General features: G+C 61.3%; 16 protein-coding genes and 3 tRNA genes. 7 read left to right on the plus strand and 12 right to left on the minus strand.

Annotated features, from left to right (window positions below; genetic code table 11):
• Positions 1-98 precede the first annotated feature (98 nt).
• From clpX to AACY13_RS18940, 6 genes are all read right to left on the minus strand, one after another.
• A complete protein-coding gene (gene clpX, locus AACY13_RS18915) occupies positions 99-1,379 on the minus strand; it encodes an ATP-dependent Clp protease ATP-binding subunit ClpX (protein WP_339463127.1) in 1,281 nt (426 codons plus the stop codon).
• A 111-nt stretch (positions 1,380-1,490) separates the two neighbouring features.
• Positions 1,491-2,126, minus strand: coding sequence for an ATP-dependent Clp endopeptidase proteolytic subunit ClpP (clpP, locus tag AACY13_RS18920; RefSeq protein ID WP_339463128.1), 636 nt, complete (start codon positions 2,124-2,126; stop codon positions 1,491-1,493).
• A 91-nt stretch (positions 2,127-2,217) separates the two neighbouring features.
• Positions 2,218-3,528, minus strand: coding sequence for a trigger factor (gene tig, locus AACY13_RS18925; protein WP_339463129.1), 1,311 nt, complete (start codon positions 3,526-3,528; stop codon positions 2,218-2,220).
• A gap of 130 nt (positions 3,529-3,658) precedes the next feature.
• A tRNA-Leu gene (locus AACY13_RS18930) sits at positions 3,659-3,743 on the minus strand.
• Positions 3,744-3,798: 55 nt separating this feature from the next.
• Positions 3,799-3,874 (minus strand) — tRNA-His (locus AACY13_RS18935).
• Positions 3,875-3,908: 34 nt separating this feature from the next.
• Positions 3,909-3,985: transfer RNA gene (locus AACY13_RS18940), tRNA-Arg, on the minus strand.
• Between the two features lie 270 nt (positions 3,986-4,255).
• On the opposite strand from AACY13_RS18940, the gene folD reads away from it, so the two are divergent.
• The 7 genes from folD (at position 4,256) to AACY13_RS18975 (ending at position 8,735) form a co-directional block, all read left to right on the plus strand.
• On the plus strand, positions 4,256-5,110 hold the full coding sequence (gene folD, locus AACY13_RS18945; protein ID WP_339463130.1) for a bifunctional methylenetetrahydrofolate dehydrogenase/methenyltetrahydrofolate cyclohydrolase FolD: 855 nt from the start codon (positions 4,256-4,258) through the stop codon (positions 5,108-5,110).
• 173 nt (positions 5,111-5,283) lie between these two features.
• A complete protein-coding gene (tusD, locus tag AACY13_RS18950) occupies positions 5,284-5,676 on the plus strand; it encodes a sulfurtransferase complex subunit TusD (RefSeq protein WP_339463131.1) in 393 nt (130 codons plus the stop codon).
• 1 nt (position 5,677) lies between these two features.
• Positions 5,678-6,037, plus strand: a complete 360-nt coding sequence (gene tusC / locus AACY13_RS18955; RefSeq protein WP_339463132.1) for a sulfurtransferase complex subunit TusC — start codon at positions 5,678-5,680, stop codon at positions 6,035-6,037.
• The gene (tusB, locus tag AACY13_RS18960; protein ID WP_339463133.1) at positions 6,037-6,336 is read left to right on the plus strand and encodes a sulfurtransferase complex subunit TusB; all 300 of its coding nucleotides are present in this window, start codon (positions 6,037-6,039) and stop codon (positions 6,334-6,336) included. The genes tusC and tusB overlap by 1 nt, the downstream gene beginning before the upstream one ends.
• The gene (locus AACY13_RS18965) at positions 6,333-6,668 is read left to right on the plus strand and encodes a TusE/DsrC/DsvC family sulfur relay protein (protein WP_339463134.1); all 336 of its coding nucleotides are present in this window, start codon (positions 6,333-6,335) and stop codon (positions 6,666-6,668) included. The genes tusB and AACY13_RS18965 overlap by 4 nt, the downstream gene beginning before the upstream one ends.
• Entirely contained in the window at positions 6,665-7,648 is a 984-nt protein-coding gene (locus AACY13_RS18970; protein WP_339463135.1) for a glycosyl transferase family protein, read from the plus strand. Before AACY13_RS18965 ends, AACY13_RS18970 begins: the two co-directional genes overlap by 4 nt.
• A gap of 88 nt (positions 7,649-7,736) precedes the next feature.
• Positions 7,737-8,735, plus strand: a complete 999-nt coding sequence (locus tag AACY13_RS18975) for a glutathione S-transferase family protein (protein ID WP_339463136.1) — start codon at positions 7,737-7,739, stop codon at positions 8,733-8,735.
• Between the two features lie 20 nt (positions 8,736-8,755).
• Here AACY13_RS18975 and cysG read toward each other — a convergent pair whose 3' ends face one another.
• The 6 genes from cysG to ftsK form a co-directional block, all read right to left on the minus strand.
• Entirely contained in the window at positions 8,756-10,144 is a 1,389-nt protein-coding gene (gene cysG / locus AACY13_RS18980) for a siroheme synthase CysG (RefSeq protein ID WP_339463137.1), read from the minus strand.
• A gap of 214 nt (positions 10,145-10,358) precedes the next feature.
• Positions 10,359-11,639, minus strand: coding sequence for a serine--tRNA ligase (serS, locus tag AACY13_RS18985; protein WP_339463138.1), 1,281 nt, complete (start codon positions 11,637-11,639; stop codon positions 10,359-10,361).
• Positions 11,640-11,766: 127 nt separating this feature from the next.
• Positions 11,767-12,147 (minus strand): fluoride efflux transporter CrcB, encoded by a 381-nt coding sequence (crcB, locus tag AACY13_RS18990; RefSeq protein ID WP_339463139.1) that lies wholly within the window; start codon positions 12,145-12,147, stop codon positions 11,767-11,769.
• Positions 12,144-13,469 carry a replication-associated recombination protein A gene (locus AACY13_RS18995; RefSeq protein ID WP_339463140.1) on the minus strand — a complete coding sequence of 442 codons (1,326 nt, stop codon included), beginning with the start codon at positions 13,467-13,469 and terminating at the stop codon, positions 12,144-12,146. The genes crcB and AACY13_RS18995 overlap by 4 nt, the downstream gene beginning before the upstream one ends.
• A 32-nt stretch (positions 13,470-13,501) precedes the next feature.
• A complete protein-coding gene (lolA, locus tag AACY13_RS19000; protein WP_339463141.1) occupies positions 13,502-14,128 on the minus strand; it encodes an outer membrane lipoprotein chaperone LolA in 627 nt (208 codons plus the stop codon).
• Between the two features lie 29 nt (positions 14,129-14,157).
• Entirely contained in the window at positions 14,158-16,563 is a 2,406-nt protein-coding gene (ftsK, locus tag AACY13_RS19005) for a DNA translocase FtsK (RefSeq protein WP_339463142.1), read from the minus strand.
• Between the last annotated feature and the right edge of the window lie 91 nt (positions 16,564-16,654).

Raw genomic sequence — 16,654 nt, forward strand, 5'->3', positions numbered from 1 at the left:
AGCGTTAAGATGGGGGCAGCCCAAACAAAAAACAAGCGTTGCCACTGCAAAAGCAAAGGGGCCCGCAGGCCCCTTGCTTTCAACATGTTGCAAGCCTGTTACGCGTCAGGCGCAGCCTTGGCTGGCAGCTCGCTGTTTTCATAAATCAACAGCGGCTTGGAAGTGCCATCGATCACGCTCTCATCGATAACCACCTTGCTGACGTCGGACTGCGAAGGAATCTCGTACATGGTATCAAGCAGGATACCCTCGAGAATCGAGCGCAGGCCACGGGCACCGGTCTTACGCTCCAGCGCCTTGTGTGCCACCGACTTAAGGGCGTCCGGGCGGAACTCCAGCTCGACCCCTTCCATCTCGAACAGCTTGCCATACTGCTTGGTCAGCGCATTCTTCGGCTCGGTCAGAATCTGCACCAGCGCCGCCTCGTCTAGCTCATCCAGGGTTGCGATAACCGGCAGCCGACCCACGAACTCGGGAATCAGACCGAACTTGACCAGATCGTCAGGCTCGACGGCGCGCAACGACTCGCCAACCTTCTTACCCAGGTCCTTGCTGCGGACTTCGGCGTTGAAACCGATGCCACCCTTGGTCGAGCGACCCTGGATGACCTTCTCCAGCCCGGAAAATGCACCGCCGCAGATAAACAGGATATTGCGCGTGTCCACCTGCAGGAATTCCTGCTGCGGATGCTTGCGGCCGCCCTGGGGCGGCACCGAGGCCACAGTACCCTCGATCAGCTTGAGCAATGCCTGCTGTACGCCCTCGCCCGATACGTCACGGGTGATCGACGGGTTGTCAGACTTGCGCGAAATCTTGTCGATTTCATCGATATAGACAATGCCCATCTGGGCTTTTTCCACATCGTAATCGCATTTCTGCAGCAGCTTCTGAATGATGTTCTCGACGTCTTCACCGACATAACCGGCTTCGGTCAGGGTGGTGGCATCGGCGATAGTGAACGGCACATTGAGCAAACGCGCCAGGGTTTCGGCCAGCAGGGTCTTGCCCGAGCCGGTCGGCCCGATCAGCAGGATATTGCTCTTACCCAGTTCGACATCGTCTTTCTTGTCGCGTTGATTAAGGCGCTTGTAGTGGTTGTACACCGCTACCGCCAGAACCTTCTTCGCACGCTCCTGACCAATCACATACTGATCGAGGATGGTGCTGATTTCCTTGGGCGCGGGCAGTTTGTGCGCGCTGCTCTCGGCCTGGGCTTCCTGCACCTCCTCTCGGATGATGTCATTACACAGGTCGACGCACTCGTCGCAGATAAAGACCGAGGGACCGGCAATCAATTTGCGCACTTCATGCTGGCTTTTGCCACAGAAGGAGCAATAAAGCAGCTTGCCGTTGTCCTCGCCGTTGCGGGTGTCAGTCATTCGTTCAATCCAATCCGGTAGGCTTGAAACACAAGATGAGGGCAAATGCGGGCATTTTCAAGCCCGCCGGCGGCCGGACACGCCGACCTGCCCTATTTCGAGCGGCTTATATTAAGCGGGGCGGCTTTCAATCACTGCGTCGATCAACCCATATTCACGAGCGGCTTCGGCGCTCATGAAGTTATCACGATTGGTATCGCGCTCGATTTCTTCCAAGGTGCGCCCACTGTGCTTGGCCATCAGTATGTTGAGACGTTCACGGATGAAGAGGATTTCCTTCGCGTGAATTTCAATGTCCGACGCCTGGCCTTGGAAACCACCCAGTGGCTGGTGAATCATCACCCGCGAGTTCGGCAGGCAGTAACGTTTGCCCTCGGCACCGGCGGTCAGCAGGAATGCGCCCATGCTACACGCCTGACCAATGCAGGTGGTGGACACGTTAGGCTTGATGAACTGCATGGTGTCGTAGATCGACATACCCGCCGTCACCGAACCACCTGGGGAGTTGATGTAAAGATGAATGTCCTTGTCCGGATTTTCCGCTTCAAGGAATAACAGTTGCGCACAGATCAGGTTAGCCATGTAGTCCTCTACAGGACCGACAAGAAAGATCACTCGCTCCTTGAGCAGGCGCGAATAGATGTCGTAAGCGCGCTCACCGCGAGCCGTCTGTTCGACAACCATGGGTACCAGGCCGCCAGCAGCTTGGATATCGGGCATTTGTTGCATAAAAGGATTGCGGGACATGCGTGCACTCGCTCCCTAAATAGTCATGTCACAAATACGCATAAGCCAGCACGGAGGCTGGCTTATGGCGTGTTCGAACGAGGTAAAGAAATCAGGCGGCTTGCGGAGCTTCCACCGGCTTGACAGCTTCTTCGTAAGAGACCGCTTTATCGGTCACGTTGGCCTTCTGCAAAACAGTATCTACAACTTGCTCTTCCAGCACAACAGAACGAACCTCGTTCATTTGCTGGTCGTTTTTGTAGTACCAGGCCACAACCTGCTCAGGTTCCTGATAAGCCGACGCCATTTCTTCGATCATTGCACGGATGCGTGCTTCGTCCGGCTTCAGCTCGGTCTGCTTGACCACTTCCGCCACGACCAAGCCCAGCACGACGCGGCGCTTGGCTTGCTCATCGAACAGCTCGGCCGGCAGTTGCTCAGGCTTGAGATTGCCACCGAACTGCTGGACGGCCTGCACGCGCAGACGATCCACTTCGTTGCTGATCAGCGCCTTCGGCACCTCGATCGGGTTGGCAGCCAGCAGGCCGTCCATCACCTGATTCTTGACCTTGGACTTGATAGCCTGACGCAGCTCACGCTCCATGTTCTTCCGCACTTCGGCGCGGAAGCCTTCCATACCGCCTTCTTTCACGCCGAACAGGGCAAAGAAGTCGTCATTCAGCTCGGGCAGCTGCGGAGCACTAATGCTGTTGACGGTCACGGTGAACTCGGCGGCCTTGCCGGCCAGATCGAGGTTCTGGTAGTCCTCGGGGAACGTCGGGGTGATGACCCGCTCTTCGCCTGCCTTGGCACCGACCAGAGCATCCTCGAAGCCCGGGATCATGCGGCCGGAGCCGAGAACCAGCTGAGTGCCCTTGGCCGAGCCGCCCGCAAAAGCTTCGCCATCGACCTTGCCGACGAAATCGATATTCAGCTGATCGCCATTTTCGGCGGCGCGCTCAACGGTTTCGAAACGAGTGTTCTGCTTGCGCAGGATTTCCAGCATGTTGTCGACATCGCTATCCGCGACGTCGGCCTGCAGGCGCTCGATGGCAATGGACTCGAAACCGCCAACGGTGAATTCCGGGAATACTTCGAAGGTGGCGACGTACTCCAGATCCTTGCCCTTCTCGAAGGACTTCGGCTCAACAGCCGGAGCGCCGGCGGGATTGAGCTTCTGCTCGACCACGGCCTCATAGAAGGTGGACTGGATCAGGTCGCCCAGAGCTTCCTGGCGCGCAGCATCTTCGTAACGCTGGCGGATTACGCTCATCGGCACTTTGCCGGGACGGAAACCGGGAACCTTGGCGCGACGGGCAGTCTGCTGCAGACGCTTGTTGACTTCAGTCTCGATGCGCTCAACGGGAACGCCAACGGTCATACGGCGCTCAAGAGCAGAAGTGCTTTCAACAGAAACTTGCATGGATATTCCTCGTTGCACAGACATAAGCCGGCCGTTTACCGGCCCCGAATCAAGGGCATGCATTCTAGAGGCTGAATTTGCAGAAGTCACCCTAGATGCAAGCGGCAAACGGGAGGGAGCTAAAGAAAGATGGTGCGGACGGAGAGACTCGAACTCTCACGCCTTGCGGCGCTGGAACCTAAATCCAGTGTGTCTACCAATTCCACCACGTCCGCAGAGGTAAAACCTCGTATACAAAAACGCCAGGCTTTCACCTGGCGCTTTGGAATATGGGGTGGACGATGGGGATCGAACCCACGACAACAGGAGTCACAATCCTGCGCTCTACCAACTGAGCTACGCCCACCATATTGCATGTTGCTTGCGCCAAGACTGCCAAATGGCACGCCCGGCAGGACTCGAACCTGCGACCATCCGCTTAGAAGGCGGATGCTCTATCCAGCTGAGCTACGGGCGCCTATCCATCTGCAGCGCAGACTTAAAGCTTTCGGCTTCGGGAAAAACCTTGCAGCTCTTACCCTTGCCGTCTTACCCAGCGACTGGCTGTGCTCGACAAGCGGGGCGAATGTTATAGAGGTGATTAACGGTCGTCAACAGGGAAGATCAAAAAAATTCAGCTATATAAAGGAGTTACGCGAAAACCGTGGCATGCGCCTTTGCCCCACCGCATGGTCATGCGAGAATGCGCGTCCTTTTTCCATCCTTTCTTTATGGTTAACCAAGCGCAATGACCGCACAACTGATCGACGGCAAAGCGATTGCCGCCAGCCTCCGCCAGCAGATCGCGCAACGCGTCGCCGAACGACGCCAGCAGGGCCTGCGCGCGCCGGGGCTGGCTGTAATTCTGGTTGGCAGCGACCCGGCTTCCCAGGTCTATGTCTCGCACAAGCGCAAGGACTGTGAGGAGGTCGGCTTTGTTTCCCAGGCCTACGATCTGCCAGCCAGCACCAGCCAGGACGAGTTGACGGCTCTGATCGACCGCCTCAACGACGAGCCGGGCATCGACGGCATTCTGGTTCAGCTACCACTGCCCGAGCACCTCGACTCATCCCTGCTGCTGGAGCGCATTCGCCCGGACAAGGATGTCGACGGCTTCCACCCCTACAATATCGGCCGCCTGGCCCAGCGCATGCCGCTACTGCGCCCCTGCACCCCCAAGGGCATCATGACCCTGCTCGAAAGCACCGGTGCCGACCTTTATGGCATGCATGCCGTGGTGGTGGGCGCATCCAATATCGTCGGCCGCCCCATGGCCATGGAGCTGCTGCTGGCGGGCTGCACCGTCACGATCACGCACCGTTTCACCAAGGACCTGCCGACCCACGTTGGCCAGGCCGATATCGTCGTGGTGGCCGCCGGCAAACCGGGCCTGGTCAAGGGCGAGTGGATCAAGGAAGGGGCCATCGTCATCGACGTGGGGATCAACCGTCAGGCCGATGGCAAGCTGATCGGCGACGTGGTGTACGAAACCGCCCTGCCCCGTGCTGGCTGGATCACCCCGGTACCAGGCGGAGTTGGCCCCATGACGCGCGCCGGCCTGCTGGAAAACACCCTGCACGCGGCGGAACACCTACACAAGTAACCCTGCCGGGGGCGCAACACGCACCATGCAACACAATCAGCCAACGCCCCGACCCGCTCGGGGCGTTTGGTTTCCACCCTGTACACCTAAAACAGGCGTGTTTTAAGCTGTCGCTGCCCATCTTGCCCACTCAGGCCTTATCATTTCGCCAGACGCTCCCCACCGGGTTATCCATGAAATTTGCCATCGCCCTGTTCGCCCCACCCCACGCCCCCTCCTCGCGCCGCGCCCTGCGCTTCGCTCAGGCGGCGCTGGCGAGCGGGCACGAGATCGTCAGACTGTTCTTCTATCAGGATGGCGTACACAGCGCCTCGAGCAACGTGATCAGCCCCCAGGATGAGCTGGATTTGACCGGCGAATGGCGCGACTTCGTCCACGCTCAGCAACTCGACGCCGTGGTGTGCATTGCCGCCGCCCTGCGCCGTGGCGTTCTGGATACCCAGGAAGCCCAGCGTTATGCCTCCGGCAGCGCCAACCTGCAGGCTCCCTGGGAGCTGTCGGGACTTGGCCAACTGCATGAAGCGACGCAACTGGCCGACCGCCTGGTGTGTTTTGGAGGGTCTTGAAATGAGCAAATCCCTGCTGATTATCAGTCGCCAGCCGCCCTGGTCCGGCCCCACGGCCCGTGAAGCCCTGGACATCGCCCTGGCCGGCGGAGCCTTCGACCTGCCCATCGGCATGCTGTTTCTCGATGACGGGGTGTTTCAGCTGAGCACGGCCCAGCAGCCCGCGACCCTGCAACAGAAGGATCTCGGAGCCAATCTGCAGGCGCTGCCGATGTTCGGCGTGGAAGCGCTCTACGCCTCGACCCGCAACCTGCAGGAACGCGGCCTTGATCAACAGAAGCTGCACCTGGCCGTCGAACTGCTGGATGACGCCGACCTGACAACGCTTGTCGCACGCTACGATCAGGTGATAACCCTCTGATGACGACCCTGCATATGCTTTCCCATTCGCCATTCAGCGACAGCCGCCTGAGCAGCTGCCTGCGCCTGCTTGGCCCCGGCGACGGCCTGCTGCTGTGTGGCGATGCCGTCTACGCCCTGCAACCCGGCAGCGCCCAGTGCCAGGCCCTGGAGCTGATGCCCGAGAGCATCGGCCTATTCGCCCTCGACGAAGACCTCAGCGCCCGCGCCATCGCAGGCCCGCACCGCCTGCAGACTGTCGACTACCCAGGCCTGGTCGAACTCAGCTGCCGCTTCGACAAGGTCAATAGCTGGCTATGAGCACCCTGCATATCGACAACCGCTGCATCGCCCTGGACAAGGACGGCTACCTGCTCGACCTGGCCGACTGGTCGCCGGCGGTGGCCGAAGCTCTGGCCCGCCAAGAGCAGATCAGCCTGAGCGACGCACACTGGGAAATACTGCTCCTGCTACGCGGCTTCTACGACGAATTCCAGCTGGCCCCAGCCAATCGCCCACTGATCAAATACGCCGCCCTCAAGCTCGGCCCGAGCAAGGGCAACAGCCTGCACCTCAACCAGTTATTCAAAGGCACTCCCGCCAAACTTGCCGCCAAGCTGGCGGGCCTGCCCAAGCCGACAAATTGCCTATGAACCTCAGTACCCCAGCAGAACACCCTTTCGCCCAGTTCGTGCGCATCCTCGGCAAGGGCAAGCGCGGCGCGCGCAACCTGACCCGCGAGGAGGCCCGCGAAGCCATGGGCATGCTGCTCGACGGCAAAGCCGAAGACACCCAACTGGGGGCCTTTCTGATGTTGTTGCGGCACAAGGAGGAAAGCGCAGAGGAGATGGCCGGCTTCGCCGAAGCAGTGCGCGAGCGCCTGCAGGTGCCGCGCCTGCAGATCGACCTGGACTGGCCCAGCTATGCCGGCAAGAAGCGTCATCTACCCTGGTTTCTGCTCGCTGCCAAAGCCCTGGCCAATGGCGGAGTCAAGATCCTCCTGCATGGTGGCGGTGCCCATACCGCCGGGCGCATGTACAGCGAGCAGCTGCTCGAACCATTGCAGATCCCACTCTGCCACAACTGGCTCGACGTGGAGCAGGCGATAGACACCCAGCACCTGGCCTTTATCCCCTTGGGCGACTGGATGCCACAGCTACAGAAGATGATCGACCTGCGCAACATCCTTGGCCTGCGCTCACCGATTCACTCACTGACGCGCATCCTCAACCCGCTGAGTGCGCGCTGCGGCCTGCAGAGTATCTTCCACCCTGGTTATCAGGCGGTGCATCGCGAGGCCAGCCAATTACTCGGCGATTGCGCCGTGGTGATCAAGGGCGAAGGCGGCGAGATCGAAATCAATCCGGATGCCACCAGCCACCTGTACGGCACGGCCAATGGCGAAAACTGGGATGAAGACTGGCCGGCACTGTCCGCCCAGCGCCACGTCAAACCGCAGTCACTGGAGCCCGCCCATCTGGCGGCCTTCTGGCGCGGCGAAATCGCCGATGATTACGGCCAGCTGGCCGTGATCAGCACCATGGCCCTGGCCTTGCGGGCCCTGGGGCAGCCCCGCGAGGATGCCCTGCAGCAGGCGCAGCAGCACTGGGATGCGCGCCTCATATCGAATTAGTGAATCTACCAGGGCAACTTTTTCCGTATTTCTATCGATTCAAGCCGGTTAAACTGATTGCCTCAGTACAACGCCAGAGGAGCCAGATATGGGTTTGTTAATCGAAGGGCGCTGGCATGACCAGTGGTATGGTACCGCCGCAGACGGCCGCTTCAAGCGCGAAAACGCTCAGCGCCGTCACTGGATTACCGCCGACGGCAGCCCCGGCCCCAGCGGTGAAGGCAACTTCAAGGCAGAGGCCGGCCGCTACCACCTGTATGTCTCCCTCGCCTGCCCCTGGGCCCACCGCACCCTGATTCTGCGCCAACTCAAGGGCCTGAATAAGCTGATCGATGTATCGGTCGTCAGCTGGCTGATGGCTGACCACGGCTGGACATTCGACCCAAGCCACGGCTCCACCGGCGATCTCCTGGATGGCTTCGAGTACCTGTATCAGCGCTACACCGCCGACGACGCCCACTACAGCGGACGGGTAACCGTCCCCCTGCTCTGGGACAAACAGCAGCAACGCATCGTCAGCAATGAGTCCGCGGAAATCATCCGCATGTTCAACTCGGCCTTCGACGACCTGACCGGCAATAGCCTGGACTTCTACCCGCCTACCCTGCGCGGCGAGATCGACGCGCTCAACCAGCGCATCTATCCCGCCATCAACAATGGGGTGTACCGCGCCGGCTTCGCCACCACCCAGGCGGCCTACGAGGAAGCCTTTATCGAGCTGTTCGCCGAACTGGACACACTGGAAACACGACTCGGCAAACAACGCTACCTGGCCGGCGAATACCTGACCGAAGCCGACTGGCGGCTGTTTACCAGCCTGATCCGCTTCGACGCCGTGTATTACGGCCACTTCAAGTGCAACCTGCGGCGCATCGAGGATTACCCGCAGCTCTGCAACTGGCTACGCGAACTGTACCAGTGGCCTGGCGTGGCGCAGACGGTGAACCTGGAGCAGATCAAGCAGCACTACTATGGCAGCCACCGCAACCTCAACCCGAGCGGCATAGTGCCAAGCGGCCCGGCCCTGGACTTCGGCCGCCAGCATGATCGCACCCGCCTACCCGGCCAAGGGGTCGCGCGACGCTAAACAGCGCCCGGCAGGCAGAATCAGACGCCGGCTTGAGCGCCTTCGAACCAGGCCAGTTTTTCCCGCAACTGCACCACCTCGCCGACTATTACCAGGGTCGGCGCGTGCACCTCATGCTCGGCCACCAGCTGCGGCAGATTCGCCAGAGTGCCGGTAAACACCCGCTGATTCTGCGTGGTGCCCTGCTGAATCAGCGCGGCCGGGGTCTCGGCGGCGCGACCGTGGGCAATCAGCTGCTGGCAAATCATCGGCAAACCGACCAGGCCCATGTAGAACACCAGGGTCTGGCTGGCGGCGGTGAGTTCCGCCCAGGGTAAATCGCAGCTACCATCCTTGAGGTGGCCGGTGACGAAGCGCACCGACTGAGCATGGTCGCGGTGGGTCAGGGGAATCCCGGCATAGGCAGCGCAGCCGCTGGCCGCGGTGATGCCCGGCACCACCTGGAAGGGAATCCCGTGGGCCGCCAGCTCTTCGATTTCCTCGCCGCCGCGGCCGAAGATAAAGGGATCGCCGCCCTTCAGGCGCAGCACGCGCTTGCCCTCTTTGGCCAGGCTGACCAGGCGCTGATTGATCTGCTCCTGGGGCAGCGCATGCGCCGAACGCTGCTTGCCGACATAGATGCGCTCGGCATCGCGCCGACACAGCTCGATGATGGCCGGAGCCACCAGGCGATCGTAGAGCACCACATCGGCCTGCTGCATCAGGCGCAGGGCGCGAAAGGTCAGCAGATCCGGATCGCCCGGGCCGGCCCCCACCAGATACACCTCGCCCAGGGTCCGCGGCGCAATGCCGGCGATCTTTTCCTCAAGCAGACGCTCACCTTCCTGCTGCTTGCCGGCGAACACGCTTTCGGCAATCTGGCCCTGAAACACGTCCTCCCAGAACACCCGGCGCTGCTGCACATCGGGAAACAGGCCCTTGACCTGGGCGCGAAAGCGCTTGGCCAGGCCGGCCAGCTGGCCGTAGGTGGCGGGAATCCAGGTCTCGATTTTCGCCCGGATCAGCCGCGCCAGCACCGGCGCATCGCCGCCACTGGTGACGGCAATGATCAGCGGCGAGCGGTCGACGATGGCCGGGAAGATCACACTGCACAGCTTCGGCGCATCCACCACATTGACCGGCAGCCCCAGGGCCTGGGCCTGACGGGAAATCTCGGCATTCAGTGGCTCGTCGTCGGTGGCGGCGATGATCAGGCAAACGCCCTGCAGGTCCTCCGGCTGGTAACCGCGTAGGAAAAAACCGTCGTCGCCGGCCAGGTTCTGCAGCTCGGCCCGAACCTCGGGAGCGACCACGCGCAAGCGCGCGCCGGCATCGGCGAGCAGACGCGCCTTGCGCAGCGCCACTTCGCCACCGCCGACCACCAGCACCAGGCGATCCTGCAATTTGTGGAACAGGGGAAGGAAGTCCATGGATCAATCTCGCCAGAGGTAAAAAAACGGGGCGGCAATAGCCACCCCGTATTGTGCAACCGAATTGCGCCTAGCAGGCCGTTGAAAAATGTAGGCGAGGCGGCCGAGACAAGGCAAAAACAGGCGAGGAAGCGGAGTTTACGAGTTGTAAATGAGTATTCCGAACCTGTTTTTAACGCAGTATCAGCAACGCAGGTAGTTTTTCAACAGCCTGCTAGCCGATCACCTCGATGCCGCCCATATAGGGCTTCAACACCTCGGGCACGCGGATGCTGCCATCGGCCTGCTGGTAGTTTTCCAGCACCGCGACCAGGGTGCGGCCCACCGCCAGGCCGGAACCGTTGAGGGTGTGCAGCAGCTCGGGCTTGCCGGTTTCCGGGTTGCGATAGCGCGCTTGCATGCGGCGTGCCTGGAAGTCGCCGCAGTTGGAGCAGGAAGAAATCTCGCGGTACTTGTCCTGGCTCGGCACCCAGACTTCCAGATCATAGGTTTTCACTGCACTGAAGCCCATATCGCCGGTGCACAGCGCCAGTTTGCGGTACGGCAGATCGAGCAGTTGCAGCACGCGCTCGGCGTTGGCAGTCAGGCTTTCCAGGGCGTCGAAGGATTGGCTTGGCTCGACGATCTGCACCATCTCGACCTTGTCGAACTGGTGCTGGCGGATCATGCCGCGGGTATCACGGCCGGATGCGCCGGCTTCACTACGGAAGCACGGGGTGTGGGCCACGAGTTTCAGCGGCAGCTGTTTGGCATCCAGAATTTCGCCGGCGACGATATTGGTCAGCGATACTTCGGCGGTCGGAATCAGGTACAGGTCCGCCTCGCCGTCACGGCTGATTTTAAACAGGTCTTCCTCGAACTTCGGCAACTGGCCGGTGCCTTGCAGCGCTGGAGCCTGCACCAGATAGGGCGTGTAAGCTTCTTCGTAGCCATGTTCGCTGGTGTGCAAATTGATCATAAATTGCGCCAGGGCGCGGTGCATGCGGGCGATGGGGCCGCGCAGCAAGGCAAAGCGGGCACCGGACAGCTTGGCGGCGGTTTCGAAATCCAGCCAGCCGTATTTTTCGCCCAGAGCGACATGATCCTGGATCGGGAAATCGAAGCTGCGCGGCGTACCCCAGCGCGAGACCTCGACGTTGCCCTCTTCGTCGTCACCCACCGGCACCGACTCGTGCGGCAGGTTGGGGATATTCAGCAGCAGGTTGTCGAGTTCGCTCTGGATGCTGTCGAGCTCACGCTTGCCCTCCTCCAGCTCACTGCCCATGCGGTCGACATCGGCCAGCAGCGGTGCGATGTCCTCACCCCGCGCCTTGGCCTGGCCAATGGTCTTGGAGCGGCTGTTGCGTTCGGCCTGCAGCTGCTCGGTACGGGTCTGGACCGCCTTGCGTTGCGTTTCGAGCGCCTCGAAACGCGCTACATCCAGCTGAAAACCGCGGCTAGCAAGGCGCTGGGCCACATCGTGAAGTTGGCTGCGAACCAGTTTGGAGTCGAGCATGTTCAGGTCTCAATACAGGTACAAAAGATTGCATGGCAGAGCCATGTCGCGCGATGGCGCGCAGTTTAAGGCTTAAGGCCGCTACAGCGCCAATCCGCAAACCGGTCGGCCGCAAACGGACGCGCACTCACTGGCACAATCGCGCCAGGGTCAGGCCCAGCCAGGCGGCCAGCAAGCCGCCGACCATGCTGCACAACAGGTACCCCATGGCCTCGGCTGTACGACCGCCCTCAAGCAGACCGAGCAGCTCCAGGCTGAAGGAGGAAAAGGTGGTCAGGCCGCCGAGCAGCCCAACCGTCAGGCCGGTGCGCAACTCCAGCGGCAGGTCGCTGCGCAGCAGAAACAGCCCCGACAACAGGCCGATCAGCAGGCAGCCGAGCATATTCACCGTCAAAGTAGCCAGGTAGTAGTGCCGGGGCCAGCTCGCCGCCACCCAGCTGGTCGCGAGAAAACGCAATACACAGCCCGCCGCCCCGCCGGCAGCCACCGCGAGAAGCACACGGGTCATGGTTTCCTCCGCTGTCTGGGGCTGGCCTGATCCTGACTCTTCAGGCGTTGTAGCTTGTCGCCGATCTTCAACTCCAAGCCACGTGGCACCGGCTGGTAATACTCGCGCGCCTCGAACCCTTCCGGGAAATAGTCCTCGCCGGCGGCATAGGCCTCGGGCTCGTCATGGGCGTAACGGTATTCGTCGCCGTAACCGAGTTCTTTCATCAGTTTGGTCGGTGCATTGCGCAGGTGCAGCGGCACCTCCAGGGAGCCGTGCTCGGCAGCATCGCGCATGGCCGCCTTGAAGGCCATATAGACCGCATTGCTCTTGGGCGCACAGGCCAGGTAAACGATGGCCTGAGCCACCGCCAACTCGCCTTCCGGACTGCCCAGCCGCTCCTGCACATCCCAAGCATTCAGGCACAGGGTCAGCGCGCGGGGATCGGCATTGCCGATATCCTCGCTGGCCATGCGCACCACACGGCGCGCGATATACAAGGGGTCGCAACCACCGTCGAGCATGCGCGCGAACCAGTAGAGCGCGCCATTCGGGCTGGAGCCGCGGACCGACTTGTGCAGCGCGGAAATCTGGTCGTAGAAGGCCTCGCCGCCCTTGTCGAAGCGCCGGCGACTGTCGCCGAGCAGATCCAGCAGCAGCTCGGTGCTGATTACACAGCCATCCTCGGCCAGATCGGCGGCGTTTTCGAGAAAGTTGAGCAGGCGTCGACCATCGCCATCGGCCGCACCCAGAAGGATCTTGAAACTCTCCTCGGGCAGGCTGAGCTTGCGCTCGCCCAAGCCCTTGGGGTCGCTCAGGGCGCGCTTGACCAGCTTGCGCAGGGCGGCCTCGTCCAGGCTTTTCAGCACATAGACCCGGGCCCGCGACAACAGCGCGTTGTTCAGCTCGAAGGAGGGATTTTCCGTGGTGGCCCCGATAAAGATCAGGGTGCCGTCTTCCACATAGGGCAGGAAGGCATCCTGCTGCGACTTGTTGAAACGGTGCACTTCGTCGACGAACAGGATGGTCTGGCGGCCATACTGCGCGGCATGCTGCTGGGCGATTTCCACCGCCTGGCGGATTTCCTTGACCCCGGAGAGCACCGCGGAAATGGTCTCGAAGTGAGCATCGGAGACCTGCGCCAGCAAGCGCGCCAGGGTGGTCTTGCCCACCCCCGGCGGGCCCCAGAAGATCATCGAATGCAACGCGCCCTGCTCCAGGGCTTCACGTAACGGCTTGCCGCGCGCCAGCAAGTGCTCCTGACCGACATACTCGTCCAGGCTGGCGGCGCGCAGGCGAGCAGCCAGCGGCTGGGCAACGGGAGCCTTGCGAAACAGGTCCATGACGGGGCTAAAGCCTCTTGCTCTTGGGCAGCTTACTCTTGAATCACGTCCGCACCCTGGGGGATATCGAAGGTAAACAGGCCGTCATCCAGCGCCTCGTTCATCTTCACCCCGAGGAACAGGATATTGGTGCGCTGACCGATGCTGTCGATCAGCTGCATGTCGTTGAGCACCTTGTTGCGAAACGACAGGCGCAGGCTGTCGAACAGGCTGTCCTTGGATTTTGGCTTGAGAATGAAATCGACCACAGTGCCGCTTTCGCTGTGGCTGATCGCGAAATTCTCGCTGATCTTCGACACATCGCCGGACAACAGCAGGGCCGGAGTGTGGGTCAGGCGCTGATCCAGGGTCTGGATGGTGACCTGCTCGAGATCCGGGTCATACAGCCAGACTTTTTCGCCATTGGAGACCAGCAGCTGCTCCATCGGCGCATCGGTGTGCCAGCGGAACAGCCCGGGGCGTTTGAGCGCCAGCTGGCCGGCGGTTTCCTGCAACTGGGTGCCGCTGCCGTCCAGGGTCAGCTGGGAAAAGCGCGCACTGATGGTTTGAGCCTGGTTGAGCAGCTCGGTCAGGCGCTGCACGGCAAGCGAATCATCGGCCACAGCGGCCACACTGGAAAAACTCAAAACTGTCAGCAACAACATGCGAATCAGGCGCATGGGACTCCTTATCAACAGGGACTGAAGCGTTAATCGCGATTGGGGCCTGGTGCTATGACCTCACGGGAGCCATTTGTGTTCATCGAGGTCACCACACCGGCCATCTCCATGGCCTCGATCATCCGCGCGGCGCGGTTGTAGCCAATCTTCAGCTTGCGCTGCACCGAGGAAATCGAGGCGCGGCGGCTTTCCAGGACGAAATTGACCGCCTCGTCGTAGAGCGGATCCGCCTCGCTGCCTTCACCGCCGCCCTCGCCGCTGCTGCCTTCGAAGCCACTGCCGGCTTCCTCGACGCCCGCCAGGATATCTTCGATGTAATCCGGTGTGCCGCGTTGCTTCCAGGCCTCGACCACGCGATGCACCTCCTCGTCGGAAACGAAGGCACCGTGCACGCGAATCGGCAGACCGGTGCCCGGCGGCATATAGAGCATGTCGCCGTGACCCAGCAACTGCTCGGCACCACCCTGGTCGAGGATGGTGCGCGAGTCGATCTTGCTCGACACCTGGAAGGCCATGCGGGTCGGGATATTGGCCTTGATCAGGCCGGTAATCACATCCACAGAAGGACGCTGGGTCGCGAGGATCAGGTGGATGCCCGCCGCACGGGCCTTCTGCGCGATACGCGCGATCAGCTCTTCGACCTTCTTGCCGACGATCATCATCATGTCGGCGAATTCGTCGACTACGACCACGATGGTCGGCAGGGTTTTCAGCAGAGGCGCTTCGTCGTGCATGCTTTCGCGCTTGTACAGCGGGTCGGACAGCGGCTCACCAGCTTCCTCGGCATCCTTGACCTTGCGGTTGAAGCCGGCCAGGTTGCGCACACCCATCTTCGACATCAGCTTGTAGCGCCGTTCCATCTCGGCCACCGACCAGCGCAGGGCGTTGGCGGCCTCCTTCATATCGGTTACCACCGGGCACAGCAGGTGCGGAATGCCTTCGTAGATCGACAGTTCGAGCATCTTCGGGTCGATCATGATCAACCGCGCCTCTTCCGGCGTGGATTTGAACAGGATCGACAGGATCATCGCGTTGACCCCCACCGACTTACCGGAACCGGTGGTACCGGCCACCAGCAGGTGCGGCATGCGCGCCAGGTCGGTAATCACCGGCTTGCCGCCGATATCATGGCCCAGGGCCAGGGTTACCGGCGATTTGGCATCATCGTACTCGGGCGACGACAGCACCTCGGAGAAACGCACGATCTGGCGGTCTTCGTTGGGAATTTCGATGCCGACGGTGGTCTTGCCCGGGATTACCTCCACCACCCGCACACTGATCACCGCCAGCGAACGCGCCAGGTCCTTGGCCAGGTTGGAGATACGGCTGACCTTGACCCCGGCGGCCGGCTGAATCTCGAAGCGGGTGATCACCGGCCCCGGATGCACAGACTCGACGATGACCTCGACACCAAACTCCTTGAGCTTGATCTCCACCAGCCGCGACATGGCCTCCAGAGACTCGGGTGAGTACTTCTTCTGGATCTTTTCCGCCACATCGAGAATCGAGATAGGCGGCAGACTGCCGGCCAAGGCACTGTCTTCGAACAGATTGACCTGCTTCTCTTTCAACACCCGCTTGCTCGGCTCGGCCGCCTTGGGCGCGGCAGGCGGGGTAATCTGCGGAGCCGGACGGTTGACCCGCTCGCTCATATGCTTGTTCAGCGACTCTTCGCGCTCGATCAGGCGCTCCTTGACTCTGGCCTGCTCGCGGCGATCGAGCACGATGGGGGCGGACACCTCGGTGACGCGCTCGTCGACCTCGCGCAACTGGGCAACCAGCTGTTTGCGCTCGGCCCGGGCGTTCCACCAGCGATTGCTCAGGCCCTGAATCAGCTCGAACAGATCCAGGGTGATCTTGCCAGTCAGGTCCATCACCTTGAACCAGGACAAGTCGGTAAACACGGTCAAACCGAAGAGAAACATGGCGATAAACAGCAGAGTACTGCCCTGCACATTCAGCGCATTGACGGCCAGCTGACCGAGGCTTTCACCCAGAGCACCACCGGCGGAAGCGGGCATGCTGGCACTGGCATGAAAATGGATATAGGCCAGCGCAGCCCCCGAAAGCACCAGAAACACCAGACCGATCAGGCGCCAGGAGAACAGCCAGCCACTCCACTGCCAGGGTTGATGGCGGGCACGGAACACCTGCAACGTCTTGACCCCCAACAGCAGCGGGAACAGATAGGCGAAGTAGCCCAGGGCCATAAACAGGATATCGGCGAACCAGGCACCGGCACGCCCGGCAGCATTGTGCACCTGCTCGACATTGCTGGTGTGGGTCCAGCCCGGATCGGCCGCATCGTAGGTCAGCAGCGCCATCCACAGGTAAAGGCAGAGTGCACCCAGGCCGATCAGCGCCCCCTCCTTGAGTCGGTAAGGCAATTGCTGACGCCAGACGGGGGCTTGTGCGGTTGGGCTAGAGTTCTTCAAAACGCATCTGTTCCTGCGCCGGAGCGCCGAATAATTGGTTAAAGGCGGATCAAGCGCCGATTGTACGGGTTTAGCCACGCCGTGCCACGCA

It is taken from the genome of Pseudomonas sp. EA_105y_Pfl2_R69 (assembly GCF_963970915.1).
Classification (GTDB): Bacteria; Pseudomonadota; Gammaproteobacteria; order Pseudomonadales; family Pseudomonadaceae; genus Aquipseudomonas.